Below are 15,970 nucleotides of genomic sequence, written 5' to 3' on the forward strand. Positions count from 1 at the left end.
ATTTTTAACTCTAAATTTATTGTGAATTATTTTTTGCTTAAGTAATAATAATAAAAGTTTAAAAATGATAAAAAGCATTTTCTAAATGCTCAATATTAAAGTTGTTGCTTTCTTTTACAATAGCAATAATATCAAAACGCACTTCTACATCTAAATCGTTCGCTGTTACATATTCATCAACAGCTTTTACAAGACGTTGAATTTGTTTCGGTTTTACAAAGTCTTGCGGATTTCCAAAATCGACTGTCGATCGTGTTTTTACTTCAACAATAGCTAAAATATCATCTTTTTTGGCAATAATATCAACTTCGGCTTTATCAAAACGATAGTTACGTTCTATGATATCGTAACTGTTTTTTAATAGAAAATCTACGGCTAGTTGCTCGCCTTTTTTACCAAGTTCGTTGTGTTGAGCCATTTTACTAAGATAAAAATATTTTGTTATTCTACACTTGTTTTGGAATGCACTAAAGGAGCGTTTAAACCAAAAAATGAATTGTTTTTTTTAATTATAGAATTATAATGAGGTATTGAATAATTCCAAATATGATACATTCTAATTTTCATTTTTATTTCTAAGTGTTTTTCTTTATTTAATTCTTTTAAGGTTTTGTTAAATGTTAATTTAGATTCTTTCTCTCTTACATCTTCATATGTATTATTGATAATAGCATTCATTTCTAAAAAACTACAGTACGTTGATTCTAAATCATAAAGACTAAAAATAACATTGTTTTTTTTAATCCAAGGTTTAATAAGGAATCTTAAGTCTTCAGGTTTTATAATTTCATTTTTGAAATATATTTTGTCTTTTTTTAAGTAGATAAATTTTATTTCAGGAGTAGTTTTATCAAATAGAGGAAGTGCTAATGGAGGTGGTGGTGGAATAGAATATTTTTCAGAAGAAGTATTTGTGTTGTAATTATCATTTTCTCTATATGGAGGTAATTTTTTCATTAGCCTTTCATATTCATAATAAAGTCCTAAGGAGTCATTAAAATTTATGGTTATATTATTTATAAAACATATTTTTAGTTTATTAATGATTGATAAGTTATAAAATATATCCTCTAAATATTTCATTGGTGTTGTTTTATCAATAATTAAATATGTTGAGGGTAATAAACTTAATTCACACCTAGTACTTGTTCTTTCGTAATTTAGAAAAGCAGGTATATCTTTTAATTTTGCATATTTGTCATTTAATTGTAAACCAAATTCTCCATTATCAATTCTTTTTCCATAATAGAGATAACTAATCAAGTTGTTTTCTTTTTTAGAAGTCTTAATTAATTTTGATATTTGAGGTAATTCTATTTTTAGTAAAGGCTTGTAATCATATAAAGTATCTAAATCATCTTTTATAAAATGTATAGAATCGTTAAAAGTTAAAGTATCTTTTTCAATCGATCCTTTAAGGGTTATGTTATTAAATTTGAATTTTCCTTTTTCAATTGTTAATGGATATTTGTTCCAAAAATTAAATGCAGTGTAATTAAATTTTATAGAATCGTTTTGTATTACAACATTTTTGGTTTCATTATATCCGTAATTTTTTAAAGTCCAATTTGTCCATTTGCCTTCAAATTTCTTTTTGTTTTTACAGGATATAAAACATGAAATTAAAATGAAAACGAAAATTATATTTTTCATAATGGCTAGTATTTATAGTTTTAGCAACAATAAAGGTACTAAAACAGAATAATTTGTTTAAAAATATTCTATTTGTTTTAATTTTTAGCCATACCTAAAAATAGTTTTAAACCAAAGTAAATATGTGTATCTTTACAGTATATTTTTATAACATGGTTTCATTATCTGAAGAGAATTATTTAAAAGCTATTTATCAGTTAGGACAACAAGGGAGTTTGGCTGTAAGTACTAATGCTATTGCAAAAAAAATTGAGTCTAAAGCGTCTTCGGTTACCGATATGATTAAAAAATTAGCTGAAAAAAACTTAGCTAATTATGTAAAATATCAAGGCGTGAGTTTAACCGAAAAAGGCCGTTTAGCAGCAGCCTTAGTTGTTAGAAAGCACAGGCTTTGGGAGGTGTTTTTGGTAGATAAATTAAACTTTTCTTGGGATGAGGTTCATGATGTTGCCGAACAGTTAGAGCATATAAAATCTTTAAAACTAGTAAACGAGTTAGATGATTTTTTAGGAAACCCAACACACGATCCGCATGGCGATCCTATACCAGATAAAGATGGAAATTATTCGCCTGTAAAAAGTGTGAATATTTTAGATATAGAAACAGGGAAAGAAGGCGTTTTAGCATTAGTAAAAAACTCTTCTGATGTGTTTTTAAAGTATTTAAACAAAAATAATTTGGCGTTAGGAGACACTATTAAGGTTTTAGATTTTGAACCTTTTGATAACTCGTTAACTATAGAAACTAAATCTAAAAAGATGATTATTTCTAAAGAAGTTGCTCAAAATTTATATTTAAGCATGTAATTATGAATACATACAATCCAATATCGGCACTTATTATCTTTTTTGTTATTGCAATATTGCTTTTTGGCTTGTTTAGACCTATAAAGGGTTGGTTTTGGATTCTTAAAAAGAATTTAAAAGGTAATGAAAAAACAATAATTGAAGATATTTTAAAGCAGTTATATCATTTTGAAAATTCAGAAAACAAAGTTGATATGAAAACTTTGGTTCAGGTGTTAGATTTTAATAATAATAGCATTGTTGAAGCCATAAAAAAAATGACGATTAATGATTTAATTTATTTTGAATCAGATATTTTAAAGTTAACAGAAACAGGACGAGATTATGCGGTTCGTATTGTTAGAGTACATAGGCTTTGGGAACGCTATTTAGCCGATAAAACAGGTTTTGATAAAACCGAATGGCATGATAGGGCAGAAAAGATGGAGCATAAGTTAAGTCATGATGAAACCAATACGCTGGCATCTCGTTTAGGAAATCCAAAGTTCGATCCGCACGGAGATCCTATCCCTACAAAAACAGGAAAAATGGCTGAGGTTAATGGGACAGAGTTGCCTTTATTACCTGTAAATACCATTGGTAGAATTACACATATTGAAGATGAACCCGAAATAATTTATAAGCAAATTTTAGCCGAAAACATTCATATAGGATCGCTTATTAGAGTGGTTGAAAATAATGCAACTCGTATTGTGTTTCTATCGGAAGGTGAAGAGTTTAGGTTAGCACCTATTGTAGCAGCAAATTTAACCGTTGCAGCTATTGAAAAAGAGGTTGTTATTGAAGATAATATTGCCAGATTATCAAGTTTAAAAGAATCAGATACCGCTAAAATTATAGGGATTTCTAAAGAAAGTCGGGGAGAGAGTAGAAGACGACTTTTAGATTTAGGCTTTGTAAAAGGTGCCGATATTAAAATAGATTTAATGAATCCGTTAGGAGAACCACATGCTTATTTAATAAAAGGTACCTCAATTGCCCTTCGGAAAAATCAAGCATCAAAAATTCTTATTAAAAAAGATTAAGCCATGGATACAAAAGTAAAAAGTGCTTGCGACACCTGTGAACATTTCAATGCTGAAGGTTTAAAAAAGCTAGGAATAAATACCAACAATTTCGATTTTGTGGTGGCGTTGGCAGGTAATCCGAATACAGGAAAAAGTACGGTATTCAATTCATTAACAGGATTAAGGCAACATACCGGGAATTGGCCAGGGAAAACAGTTACTAGAGCCGAAGGAGGTTTTGAGTATAATAGTCAAAAATTTAAGTTGGTCGATTTACCTGGAACGTATTCATTGCTCTCCACATCAGAAGATGAAGAAGCAGCTCGAGATTTTATCCTTTTCGGAAAACCCAACGTAACTGTAATTGTTGTAGATGCAAATAGATTAGAACGTAACTTAAATTTAGTACTGCAAATTTTAGAAATTACAGATAAGGCAGTATTGTGTTTGAATTTAATGGATGAAGCTAAACGAAACCATATTACTATAGATGAACGAACGCTAGCACGCGATTTAGGAATTCCAGTAGTGCCAACCAGTGCTCGATTTAATCAAGGCATTCCAGAGTTAATTCATACTATTAGCGAGATTGCAAATGGCAATATTGTATGTAAGCCGCATCGTATTAAAAATGTGCCTAGTAATATTGAAAATGCGGTTAAAACGCTTTCTGCTGAAATAGAAAAAGAGTTCCCTAATATCGCGAATAGCAGATGGATTGCCTTTAGATTGTTAGAAGGTGACACGCATATTATTAATGCTTTAAGAGCAGGAGAATTAGTTTAACTAATAGGTTTTTGATAACGACATGAAGAATAAAAATATAGATCATATATTAGAATTGTCTAACGAATTGCGTTGGCAAATTGGTGACGATTTTCATGATAATTTAACCGAAGGTATTTATGCTGATGCGGCTCAAATAGTTAGTGATACCGTAAAGGTTGATAATTCAAAAAAACGTTTTAGATTAGATAGACAAATTGATAAAATAGTTACCAGTAAAACGTTTGGGTTTCCTATTATGTTTTTAATCTTAGCTGTGGTGTTATGGTTAACTATAATTGGAGCCAATTATCCTTCAGGTTTATTAGCAGAACTTTTACTAGATACCGTGCATCCTATTTTAAAATCCTTTGCATCAAATATTGGGATGCCTTGGTGGTTAGATGGGTTTTTAATTGATGGTGTTTACCTTGCTGTAGCTTGGGTTATTGCGGTAATGTTACCGCCAATGGCTATCTTTTTTCCTTTATTTACATTATTGGAAGATTTTGGTTATTTACCTAGAATCGCTTTTAATTTAGATTCTTTATTTAAAAAATCTGGTGCACATGGTAAGCAAGCTTTAACCATGAGTATGGGTTTTGGTTGTAATGCTGCTGGTGTGGTTGCTACTCGAATTATTGATAGCCCTAGAGAGCGTTTAATTGCTATAATAACTAATAATTTTTCGTTGTGTAATGGACGATGGCCTACACAAATATTAATTGCTACTATTTTTATTGGAGCTGTAGTGCCTTCTTCATTATCTAGTGTAGTTTCATTATTAGCGGTTATAGGAATTGCTGTTTTGGGTATGGCTTTTATGTTTGGTACATCTTGGGCATTGTCTAAAACCATGTTGAAGGGAGAAGTATCTACATTTAATTTAGAATTACCTCCGTATCGTCCGCCACGTTTTTGGAAAACCTTATATACCTCGTTAATAGATAGAACCATGATTGTTTTGTGGCGCGCTATTGTTTTTGCAGCTCCTGCGGGTGCGGTTATTTGGTTAATCTCTAATGTGTATATAGGTAATGAAAGTATAGCTGCTTGGACTATTGATGCTTTAGATGGTTTTGGGTTTCTTTTAGGACTAAATGGTGTTATTTTATTAGCGTATATAGTCGCGATTCCTGCTAATGAAATTGTGATTCCTACCATATTAATGCTAACGGTTATGGTAACAGGTATTGCTGGAGGTTCTGGTGCAGGTGTTATGTTCGAACTAGATTCGGTTACAGCTACAGGTGATATTTTACGTGCAGGTGGTTGGACTTTGCTAACCGCTATAAATTTGATGTTGTTTAGTTTATTACACAACCCATGTAGTACAACTATTTATACTATTTATAAGGAAACAAAAAGTGTAAAATGGACGGTGTTTGCATCTATTATGCCTGTTGTTTTAGGGTTTGTTGTTACTTTTTTAGTAGCTCAAATTTGGAGAATTATTTTTTAGGTGAATTCATGGTTTGATAGATCTTTATCTATAAAATAATTTGTGTTATTTTAAATTGTATCGCATGCCAAAAAACAAGCGTCTTCCTTGATTAGGACCATAAATATAGGCAGGGTCAAAGGTTAAAGCGTAGGGATTATTGGCTGTTGACATGGCGTTTCCGTCATTATCAAATTGAACATTTTTATCAAAAGGATCGTTAGCTCTAGCAATAATAAAAGGGTTTCCTTTGTTGGGAGTCCAATTAAGTAGATTCTTTATTCCGCCGTAAATTTCAAAATTATTTAATCCATCAAAAGTAAATTGTATATTTTGAATACTCCAAACTGGAGATTCTGGCAATCTTGGGTCTAAATCACCCAGTAAAGGCAGTCGCATAGAACCATATAGATTTCCTGTATAATCTATGGTGGTATTGTATTTATAATTTTTATAGGTTACTCCCCATGTACCTGTAAAACTTTCGGTTAAAATTTGACGTTCAGTGATGACATTTTCGGTTTTAGAAACATCTTGTACTGTTGCGCCTACTAATAGTTTTATGCCATTAGAAAGCATTGTGTCTATATTTAAGCTTATACCTTTACTTACTGCTTTTCCGTTTAAATTATCATATATAATTTGATTGGGGTTGCTCTCGTAGTCTGGTGCTATTAAATTACTGAAATGTGTATACCAAGCTGAGGCATCAATTGTAAACATATTTCCTTGTTTGGTATATAGTTTCGTTAAATAATTTAGGTTTACGTTAAACGATCGTTCTGGTTTTAAGGCTTCTGTAATTACAACATCTCTAGAACCTGTAAGTGCTGCGTGTTCTTCGGTAAAAAGATTTACAACACGAAAGCCTGTGCCAGCATTTAAGCGTAAAACATCGTTTTCTGAAGGTTTAAATTTATAAGCTATTCTTGGGGTGAAAATATTGCCATGACGTTTATCGTAATCATAACGTGCGCCTAGTAAAACATTGTTTTTTTTATTGAGTTTAATTTCATCTTGAATAAAAATAGAAGGAATTACAATATTATCTGCTTTAATGGTTGCTGGTGTATTGTCATTGTAATAGTTGTAACGTGCAGCAATTCCGAATAATAAATCATGATTCTCTAGAGGTTTATCCCAAGTTAATTGAGTAAAACCAATACGTTGAGTTGCTAAATAAGGTGTATCACCGTAAACAGAATTTTGATTATGATCGGTATATGAAAATTGAAGAAACATATTTTCTTTAACAGGTAATTGGTATTTTCCTAAAAGCTCGTATCGTTTGGTGTAAATGCTTTCACCGTAGATTTCGGTTCCGCCTCTGTAAGATGAATTCCATTGCATTTCTCCACCCCATCTATCTTCATAAAAAAAGCGTCCAGCAAGAGAGAATATTCTATTTTGTTTCCTTTTAAAGCTCCATTTTTGAAATATTGATACTCTATCTTGAAGTGTTAAATCGGTAAAATTATCATTGTTATTGTCTATTGGGTTGTTGTAATTAAAGTAGTTCACTCCCAAAAGTAAATCTGTTTTATTTCCTATTTTAGCTTTAAAACCAAGGTCTAAATTCCATTCTCCCCAACCTGTTGCGTAACTATCGACAAAAACTAAAGGGGCATTTTCTGGAAGTTTTGTAATAATGTTTATTAACCCACCAACAGCTTCGCTACCATATAAAGACGATGCAGGACCTTTTACAATTTCAATTTGTTCTATAAGAGAATTAGGGATGCCCGATAAACCGTAAACTGTAGATAAACCACTAACAATGGGCATACCATCAATTAAAACTAAAGTGTAAGGGCCTTCTAGTCCGTTTATGTGAATATCACCCGTATTACAGACGCTACAATTTATTTGCGGACGTACACCATTAACATTTTGTAGTGCTTCAAAAATATTTGGTGTTGGATTTTTATTAAAAAAGGCGGGTGAGTATACTTCAACAGGTACGGGGCTATCTAGACGCGATACGGCTTTTAAAGTTCCTGTAACAACAATTTCATTTAGTGCTTCAGATTCTTCTAAATTAAAATTTACTGTAACATCTTTATCTGTGATGGTAACTAATTTACTTTGAGTTTTAAAACCTGTAAACGATGCTGTAAGAGTGTAGGTGTCAGATTTAATATTATTAATGCTATATGTGCCATCATCTTTCGTATTTGCTCCTTTTGTAGTGTTTTTTATATACACATTGGCATAAGGCAGGGGTGCTCCATCGGTTGATACGCGACCCGAAATTTGCTGTGAAAACAAAGTAGTTGGCAGTATGCTTAAAAATAATATTAGATATTTCATTAAAAATAATTTATACAAATATAAATATAAATTTAGGTTAGACTAAAAATATGTTTTAAAATATTATGATTGTGTTAAAACAGTCTTATTTTGAAGTGAAGGCATAGTTGTTGATAAATACTTACCTAAATTTTAATTAAAAATAAGATGATAAAAAAATTCCTTTTAGCTTTAATTTTTTGCGGATCTACTTTAATTGCAAAGTCTCAAAATGTAAGTGTAGAACAGTCAACTTTCGGAATTCAAACAGGTGTTTTAGGTGTTTGGATACATAACGAATCTAAATTATCAAATCAAATAGCTTTAAGAAGTGAATTTGGGCTTGATACTGGTATTTGGGGAGGAAGTTTTTACGATAAAACAGGTTTTTTACTAGCACCTGTAATCACAGCAGAACCACGTTGGTATTATAATTTGAATAAAAGAACACGAAAATCTAGAAGAATTGATGGTAATAGCGGAAACTTTATTTCTTTAAAAACAAGTTATCACCCAGATTGGTTTGTGATTTCTAATTATGATAATATTAGGGTAATAAGCGATATTTCTATTGTTCCAACTTGGGGAATAAGAAGAAATATTGGAAATCATTTTAATTATGAAACAGGTATTGGCATTGGGTATGTATATACTTTCGCAAAAAATGCAGGGTATTTAAAAAATGAAAGTGATGTTGCTGGGAATTTGCACTTAAGAATAGGATATAGATTTTAGAATTTTCAATCGACCTATATGAAACAATTATTTTTAATACTTTTTTTAGGATGTTTTACATCATGTATTCCGTTAAGAATAGCGCCAAGTATTAAAACCGATAAGGTGATGCTGGCTAAAAAGTTTAAAAGGACACTCCCTAAAGCACATGCTTTTGTTTTTGAAGATCCTAAAGATGCCAACGAATTTTACAATTATGTAAATACAAAATATGAATTGTACCATCAAGATGTAGATAGAAATGTGCCTTTTGATATTAATGACAATGAAGTGCTTTATTTCTCCTTTCATGAAGTTGAAATACCAGATAAAACATTAAACTTTTTGCCTTTTATAATTGATACGGCATTAAAATCTAAAGATTTTGACCCCATACTAGAAGATGCATATGTAAGTAGAAGTGGTAATTGGTATATTGCTATAACAGTTACAGATGATGCTTTAAATGATTGTTTAAAACCTGATAATATACATTATCAAAGTGTTTTAAAATACCTGAAAGATTTAAGAATGGAGTATATAAACACTCAGAATTATATTGAAGCGTTGTTGAGAAGGTAAGCGTTTTAATGACATCCACATCCATCATCGCCTCCACAGGCTTTTTTGGATGTTGGCTTTTTCCAAAAATATTTTTTAATTAAAAAAAGCAAAGCGATTCCTAAAGTAAAAAGAACCAGTATGTTTTGAATAATGGTGTTCATGTTTTTTTAGTCGATATTCTTTTAAACTCCTTAAATTATTTTAAAAATTGAAATGCAATGAGTGCAACAATATAGGCAAACCCACTCATAATAATTAATTGAAGTGTTGGCCATTTCCAGCTATTAGTTTCTCGTTTTACTACAGCTAGTGTACTCATGCATTGCATAGCAAAGGCATAAAATAATAATAGAGAAACACCAGAAGCAAATGTAAATAATGGTCCTCCTGAAATAGGATTTATTTCTGCTGCCATACGGTTTTTTATGGTGTCTTCATCATCGCTTCCAACACTGTAAATAGTAGCAAGTGTACCAATAAATACTTCACGTGCAGCAAAACTACTTACAATGGCTATTCCAATTTTCCAATCGTAACCAAGAGGTCTTATGGCAGGCTCAATAGCACGTCCTGTTAAACCAATAAAAGAGTGTTCTAATTTATGAGATGCAATATGTTGCTGTATTTCGTCGTCAGTTAATTGTTGCGAAGCGTATTCCGTTTTAATAATGTTTTCTGCATTATTAAAATCGTCGCCAGGTCCATAAGAGGCTAAAAACCAAAGTACAATAGAGATGGCAAGAATAATTTTACCGGCTCCAAAAATAAATGCTTTTGTTTTTTCAATAACCGTTAGTGCTACATTTTTAAAAAGCGGAAGTTTATAATTTGGCATTTCAACAACAAAAAAGCTTTTGTTTTTAAATTGCATTATTTTATTTAAAATGGCAGCTGCAATAACAGCAGATAAAAATCCAATAAGGTATAGAAGCATCAAGGTTAAAGCTTGATAACTTAATCCTAAAAATCGTCCTTCAGGAATTATTAATGATATAATAATAAGGTATACAGGTAATCGTGCCGAACAAGTTGTAAAAGGCGTTACCAGAATAGTGATTAATCGTTCTTTCCAGCTTTCAATATTACGTGTTGCCATAATAGCAGGAATCGCACAGGCTGTACCAGAAATAAGGGGTACAACACTTTTTCCGCTTAAACCAAAACGACGCATAATTCTATCCATTAAAAACACGACACGACTCATATAACCACTTTCTTCAAGTACAGAAATAAATAGGAATAAAAAGGCTATTTGAGGAATAAAAATAACAATACCTCCAAGTCCAGGAATTATACCTTCTGCTAGTAAATTAGTAAAAGCACCTTGTGGTAAACTGTTTTTTGTCCATTCACTAAGTAAAGCAAACGCATTATCTATATAATCCATCGGGACGCTAGACCAGTCGTAAATAGCTTGAAAAATAGTAAGTAGAATTACTATAAAAATAAGATACCCCCATACTTTGTGTGTTAAAACACGATCGAGTTTTGTGCGCAAGTCTTTAGCTTGAGAGGCATCAATGGTTTGTCCTTTTTTAAGCGCATTGTTTATAAATTGGTAACGCTTAATGGTTTCTTTTTGCTGTAATCGTTTTAAATCGGCTTTACTTTTAGTTTTAAAACTTGCTATAGCATCAATTTCATTTCTATCGGTTTTTCCAAAGTTTACATCTTGAGTTATTACTAACCAAAGTTTATATATAAGCTGATTAGGAAATGCTTTTTGTAAATTTTCAAAATAATCTTTATCAATTTCAAAAGCATTTAAACAAGGTGTTATTGATAGATCTTTATAATTAGTAATTAGATCTTTTAAGGCATCAATACCTTCGTTTTTTCTAGTACTAATTAATGCGATTTTAGTTTGAAGCTGTTTTTCTAAGTAAGGAATGTCTAATGAAATACCTTTGTACTTCATACGGTCTGCCATGTTAATAACCAGCAGTGTAGGGATTTCTAAATCTTTAATTTGCGTAAAAAGAAGTAGATTTCGTTTTAAATTTTCAACATCACTTACAACAACAGCAACATCAGGAAAGTCCTTATCGTTTTTATTTAAAAGAAGCTCAATAACAACATTTTCGTCTAGAGAAGATGCGTTCAAACTGTATGTGCCAGGTAAATCAATAATATGGGCTTTTACTCCACGAGGTAATTTGCAAATACCTTCCTTTTTTTCGACGGTAATACCAGGGTAATTTCCAACTTTTTGGTTTAAACCGGTAAGGGCATTAAAAACAGATGTTTTTCCTGTATTAGGATTTCCTATTAAGGCGACGTTTATTTGCTTACTCATCTGCTTTTTCAATTAAAATATGAATAGCAGTTTCTTTTCTAATAGCTACATGCGATCCATTAATGTTTAAATACATAGGATCCTGAAACGGTGCTAATTGTACAAGTTCTACAGGATTACCCGGTAAACAGCCCATTTCTAGGAGTTTTAAAGGAATGTGAATAGATGAAACGTCAGTAATAATGGCACGTTCTCCTCGATTTAAATTGGCTAATGTATCTTGCAAGCTTATTTAGATTGATTTTAAAGAAACAAAAGTAATGTAAAATTTCAGCCTAAAAAAATTGTAGATAAAACTATTGCCTATATTCTTCTTTTAAAATTTTAATATCTTCAAGAAGTTTTTCAATATCCTCTGTGTTGGTGCCATCATAAAACCCGCGAATTTGACGTTTTTTATCAATAAGCATAAAGTTTTCGGTGTGTACCATATCAAAAGGGCCGCCATCTCCAAGAGTTTTAACAGCGAGATAACTTTTTCGAGCTAACTCGTAAATCTGTTTTTTATCACCCGTTACTAAATTCCATTTTTTATCATTAACACCTTTCTTTATAGCGTAACGTTTTAGTTGTGCCACCGAATCAATTTTTGGAGTTACAGAGTGGGACAATAACATAACTTCGTCATCATTTAAAATTGCTTTTTGTACATCGGCCATATGGTCTGTCATTATGGGGCAAATGGTTTGGCAGGTTGTAAAAAAGAAATCGGCCACATAAATTTTATCTTTATAATCGGCTTGAGTAATGGTTTTTCCATTTTGATTTGTAAGTGAAAAATCGGCTATTTTATGATACTTTTTTTGATATTGAATGGTGCTATCAACCAATTCGGTACTAACCATAGCGGGTTGGTAAATAGGTAGTGGTTGGTAAACATTTAAAGTGTTATATATTAGAGCTATAATAATGATGGAGATGATAGCAAAAACAATAGCGAATGTCTTGTAGCTTTTAAAAAAAGAAAGCATTTATATATAATTTACAGATTAATTATAAGATTCAATACAAAAATACGACACATAACTAATAAAGTAGTATTTTTAGTTGAAAAGAATTCTTTAAAAACACATAAAAATGAAAGTATATATTTTTCTAGTATGTTGCTTATATTCTATAAGTTTTTTTGGGCAAGACTTTGATAATACATTAAAATCTATAAGAGATTTAGAAGTAAAATCTGCTTCAAAAAAAATGCTACAAAAAGCAAATATTAATACCGGAAATTACGATGTAAAATATCACCGATTAGAGTTTACTCTAGATCCAGGTATTGCTTTTATCTCAGGAGATGTAACTACTTATCTTGAAGCCAAAGAGAATTTAAGTGAAGTTACTTTCGATTTAACAGATAACATGACGGTTTCACAAGTTACACAAAGAGGAAATACATTATCATTTACTCAGAATGCAAATGATGAATTGGTTATTACATTACCAGCTGTTCAAAATACAGGTGTTTTAGATTCTTTAACTATAAGCTATTCCGGTAACCCAGTAAGCTCTGGTTTTGGTTCTTTTGAACAAAGTCAACACGATGGAGATCCTATTGTGTGGACACTTTCTGAGCCTTACGGCGCAAAAGGTTGGTGGCCTTGTAAGCAAGACTTAAATGATAAAGCAGATTCTTTAGATGTTTACATCACAACACCTAGGTTTAATCCGTCTAATGAAGAATATATTGCTGTTTCTAATGGATTAGAACAAAGCCAGATTATTGATGGATTAAATAAAACCACTCATTTTAAACATCGTTATGCAATTCCTGCTTATTTAATAGCGATAGCTGTAACAAACTATAGCGTGTATTCGCATACGGTAGCAAATAATGGAAGTCCTTTTGATATAGTAAACTATGTGTATCCAGAAAGTTTAAGTACGGCGCAAACAAGTACTCCAATTACGGTTGAAATAATGAATTTGTTTTCTAATTTATTTGAAACATACCCTTTTGCTAATGAAAAATATGGTCATGCGCAATTTGGTTGGGGAGGAGGTATGGAACATACAACAGTTTCATTTATGGGTAGTTTTAATCGTAATTTAATTGCTCATGAGTTGGCGCATCAATGGTTTGGAAATAAAATTACCTGCGGCAGCTGGAAAGATATTTGGCTTAATGAAGGTTTTGCAACCTATTTATCTGGGCTAACCATTGAAAATATTGACGGTAATGCGGCTTTTACAACATGGAAAAAACAACGTAACACCTCTATAACCTCTTTTACTGGTGGTACTGTATATCTTTCAGATACAGACACAACAAGTGTAGGTAGAATATTTAGTAGCAGATTAAGTTATAATAAAGGTGCTATGGTTTTGCATATGCTAAGAAAGAAAATAGGGGATACCAATTTTTTTCAAGGTATTAAAAATTATTTAAGCAATACGAATCATGCCTATGATTATGCTAAAACAGAAGATTTTATTCCTATTATGGAAGCAGCAAGTGGTGAAAATTTAACCGAGTTTTTTAACGATTGGTTATATAAAGAAGGCTATCCTAGTTACAATATTGAATGGAATCAACCTTCGGATAGCCAAGTACATATTCAAATTTCTCAAACACAAAGTAATCCTTCAGTATCTTATTTTGAAGCTCCAGTACCTTTAAGACTTACAGGAACTTTAGGCGAAACACTAGATATTACATTAAACAATACGACGAATCAAGAAGATTTCCTTAATTCGGTGAATTTTACAGTAGCTTCAGTTGAGTTTGATCCTGAGGCAGATTTAATTTCAAAAAACAATACAGTAACACTTGCAACTAATAAATTTGAACTTGAGAGAAGCATTCTTTTGTATCCAAATCCTGCGCAAGAGAATGTAATTATTTCAAAACCAGGTAGTATAGGGGTTAATGAAATAAAGATATTTAACGTATTTGGACAATTATTATATCAATCAAAGTGGTTAGAAAAAGTTAATATAACTCCATTTTCTTCGGGAGTTCTTTTCGTGCAATTACATACAACACAGGGTGTAATTAATAAATCGGTGTTAAAAAACTAGCTATTAATTTTAATAAGTTTTCTAAATGATGTGAAAAGCTTACTTTTGTGCGATTATAAAAAATTATAGATGTCAGTATTTTTAATAAAAGGAGCTCAATTGTTGTTGAGCCTATCAATATTAGTTGTTTTACACGAATTAGGTCATTTTATACCAGCTAAATTATTTAAAACACGCGTTGAAAAATTTTACTTATTTTTTGATGTAAAGTTTTCATTATTTAAAAAGAAAATAGGAGAAACCGTTTACGGTATAGGTTGGTTGCCATTAGGAGGTTATGTGAAAATTTCTGGAATGATTGATGAGAGTATGGATACCGAGCAAATGGCTCAAGAGCCACAACCATGGGAATTTCGTTCTAAACCAGCATGGCAACGATTAATTATTATGTTGGGTGGTGTAACAGTTAATTTTATTTTGGCTTTTGTAATTTATATTTTTATAGTTTTTGCTTGGGGAACTAGTTATAGCACAAAAGATGATATTAAATATGGCTATGGTATTACTAAAACCATGGAGGATATAGGATTTAAACAAGGCGATAAAATTGTTAGTGCAGATGGTGTCCCTATAGAAGAAATATCTAGTATTAATTCTAACTTAATGTTTAGAACCATTAAGTCTATTAAAGTTGAACGTCAAGACGGAAATACTGTAGATATAGCTATACCAGAAAATATTGGGACTACCATGTTTGAAAATGGAGACACTAGCGCTTTTACAGCCAGATCTCCATTTGTTTTAGATTCTATAGTGCCTGATTTTCCTGGTGAAAAAGCTGGCTTATTAAAAGGCGATAAAATTGTTGCAGTAGAAGGGAATAAAGTAAGCTATAATACAGATTATAATTATTTTATAAAAAATAGAAATACAGAAAAGGAAACCGTTAAACTTACTATTGAAAGAGATCATACATTAAAAGAAGTAATAGTTACTCCAGATAAAGACTCAAAAATAGGAGTGGTTTTACAACCTACCGATAAAGATTATATTACTTATAATCATAAAGATTACTCTTTTACAGAAAGTGTAAGTAAAGGACTTTCATTAGGGTATTGGACTATTGTTGATTATTTTGCTCAATTTAAATACATATTCACAAAAAAGGGAGCTTCACAATTAGGAGGTTTTGCTGCTATAGGGAAAATGTTTCCTCCAACATGGGATTGGGGTGCTTTTTGGGGTTTAACAGCCTTTCTATCTATAATGTTAGGTGTTTTAAACTTATTGCCAATACCTGCTTTAGATGGCGGACACGTTATGTTTTTACTTTACGAAATGGTATCTGGAAGAAAGCCTGGAGACAAATTTATGGAGTATGCACAAATGGTAGGATTCTTTATTTTAATAGGGTTAGTTTTATTTGCAAACGGGAATGATATTTTTAAAGCAATTTTTAATTAATTTTTTTAAAAAATGT

General features: G+C 31.3%; 13 protein-coding genes and 1 pseudogene. 7 read left to right on the forward strand and 7 right to left on the reverse strand.

The window, feature by feature from the left end; genetic code table 11:
• Window positions 1–58 precede the first annotated feature (58 nt).
• Together ACH5TX_RS13815 and ACH5TX_RS13820 are read right to left on the reverse strand one after the other, a co-directional pair.
• The gene (locus tag ACH5TX_RS13815) at window positions 59–418 is read right to left on the reverse strand and encodes a YraN family protein (protein ID WP_439340089.1); all 360 of its coding nucleotides are present in this window, start codon (window positions 416–418) and stop codon (window positions 59–61) included.
• Window positions 419–441: 23 nt separating this feature from the next.
• Window positions 442–1,653, reverse strand: coding sequence for a hypothetical protein (locus ACH5TX_RS13820; protein WP_439340090.1), 1,212 nt, complete (start codon window positions 1,651–1,653; stop codon window positions 442–444).
• Window positions 1,654–1,805: 152 nt separating this feature from the next.
• Between ACH5TX_RS13820 and ACH5TX_RS13825 the strand changes: the two genes are divergently transcribed.
• The 3 genes and pseudogenes from ACH5TX_RS13825 to feoB (ACH5TX_RS13835) all read left to right on the forward strand — a co-directional run bounded on the left by ACH5TX_RS13825 (window position 1,806) and on the right by feoB (ACH5TX_RS13835) (window position 5,693).
• Window positions 1,806–2,459 (forward strand): metal-dependent transcriptional regulator, encoded by a 654-nt coding sequence (locus ACH5TX_RS13825; RefSeq protein WP_439340489.1) that lies wholly within the window; start codon window positions 1,806–1,808, stop codon window positions 2,457–2,459.
• 2 nt (window positions 2,460–2,461) lie between these two features.
• Window positions 2,462–3,484: a metal-dependent transcriptional regulator gene (locus tag ACH5TX_RS13830; RefSeq protein WP_439336451.1), complete on the forward strand. Its 1,023-nt coding sequence runs from the start codon at window positions 2,462–2,464 to the stop codon at window positions 3,482–3,484.
• A gap of 3 nt (window positions 3,485–3,487) precedes the next feature.
• Window positions 3,488–5,693: pseudogene (gene feoB, locus ACH5TX_RS13835) on the forward strand (ferrous iron transport protein B).
• A gap of 45 nt (window positions 5,694–5,738) precedes the next feature.
• On the opposite strand, the gene ACH5TX_RS13840 reads toward feoB (ACH5TX_RS13835), so the two are convergent.
• Window positions 5,739–7,982 (reverse strand): TonB-dependent receptor, encoded by a 2,244-nt coding sequence (locus ACH5TX_RS13840; RefSeq protein ID WP_439340091.1) that lies wholly within the window; start codon window positions 7,980–7,982, stop codon window positions 5,739–5,741.
• Window positions 7,983–8,129: 147 nt separating this feature from the next.
• Here ACH5TX_RS13840 and ACH5TX_RS13845 point away from each other — a divergent pair, with 147 nt between their 5' ends.
• Entirely contained in the window at window positions 8,130–8,696 is a 567-nt protein-coding gene (locus ACH5TX_RS13845) for a hypothetical protein (protein WP_439340092.1), read from the forward strand.
• A gap of 18 nt (window positions 8,697–8,714) precedes the next feature.
• The gene (locus ACH5TX_RS13850; RefSeq protein WP_439340093.1) at window positions 8,715–9,257 is read left to right on the forward strand and encodes a hypothetical protein; all 543 of its coding nucleotides are present in this window, start codon (window positions 8,715–8,717) and stop codon (window positions 9,255–9,257) included.
• Window positions 9,258–9,262: 5 nt separating this feature from the next.
• Here the strand turns inward: ACH5TX_RS13850 and ACH5TX_RS13855 are convergent, their stop codons facing one another.
• The 4 genes from ACH5TX_RS13855 to ACH5TX_RS13870 form a co-directional block, all read right to left on the reverse strand.
• Window positions 9,263–9,400: a FeoB-associated Cys-rich membrane protein gene (locus tag ACH5TX_RS13855; RefSeq protein WP_439340094.1), complete on the reverse strand. Its 138-nt coding sequence runs from the start codon at window positions 9,398–9,400 to the stop codon at window positions 9,263–9,265.
• A 35-nt stretch (window positions 9,401–9,435) separates the two neighbouring features.
• Window positions 9,436–11,535, reverse strand: a complete 2,100-nt coding sequence (feoB, locus tag ACH5TX_RS13860) for a ferrous iron transport protein B (protein ID WP_439340095.1) — start codon at window positions 11,533–11,535, stop codon at window positions 9,436–9,438.
• Window positions 11,528–11,761 carry a FeoA family protein gene (locus ACH5TX_RS13865; RefSeq protein WP_439336456.1) on the reverse strand — a complete coding sequence of 78 codons (234 nt, stop codon included), beginning with the start codon at window positions 11,759–11,761 and terminating at the stop codon, window positions 11,528–11,530. The genes feoB (ACH5TX_RS13860) and ACH5TX_RS13865 overlap by 8 nt, the downstream gene beginning before the upstream one ends.
• A gap of 70 nt (window positions 11,762–11,831) precedes the next feature.
• Window positions 11,832–12,506 carry an SCO family protein gene (locus ACH5TX_RS13870; protein WP_439340096.1) on the reverse strand — a complete coding sequence of 225 codons (675 nt, stop codon included), beginning with the start codon at window positions 12,504–12,506 and terminating at the stop codon, window positions 11,832–11,834.
• A gap of 106 nt (window positions 12,507–12,612) precedes the next feature.
• On the opposite strand from ACH5TX_RS13870, the gene ACH5TX_RS13875 reads away from it, so the two are divergent.
• Window positions 12,613–14,550 carry a M1 family metallopeptidase gene (locus ACH5TX_RS13875; RefSeq protein WP_439340097.1) on the forward strand — a complete coding sequence of 646 codons (1,938 nt, stop codon included), beginning with the start codon at window positions 12,613–12,615 and terminating at the stop codon, window positions 14,548–14,550.
• Between the two features lie 69 nt (window positions 14,551–14,619).
• The gene (rseP, locus tag ACH5TX_RS13880; RefSeq protein WP_439340098.1) at window positions 14,620–15,954 is read left to right on the forward strand and encodes an RIP metalloprotease RseP; all 1,335 of its coding nucleotides are present in this window, start codon (window positions 14,620–14,622) and stop codon (window positions 15,952–15,954) included.
• Window positions 15,955–15,970 lie beyond the last annotated feature (16 nt).

Source organism: Thalassobellus citreus (assembly GCF_044385915.1).
In the GTDB taxonomy this organism is placed as follows: Bacteria; Bacteroidota; Bacteroidia; order Flavobacteriales; family Flavobacteriaceae; genus Thalassobellus; species Thalassobellus citreus.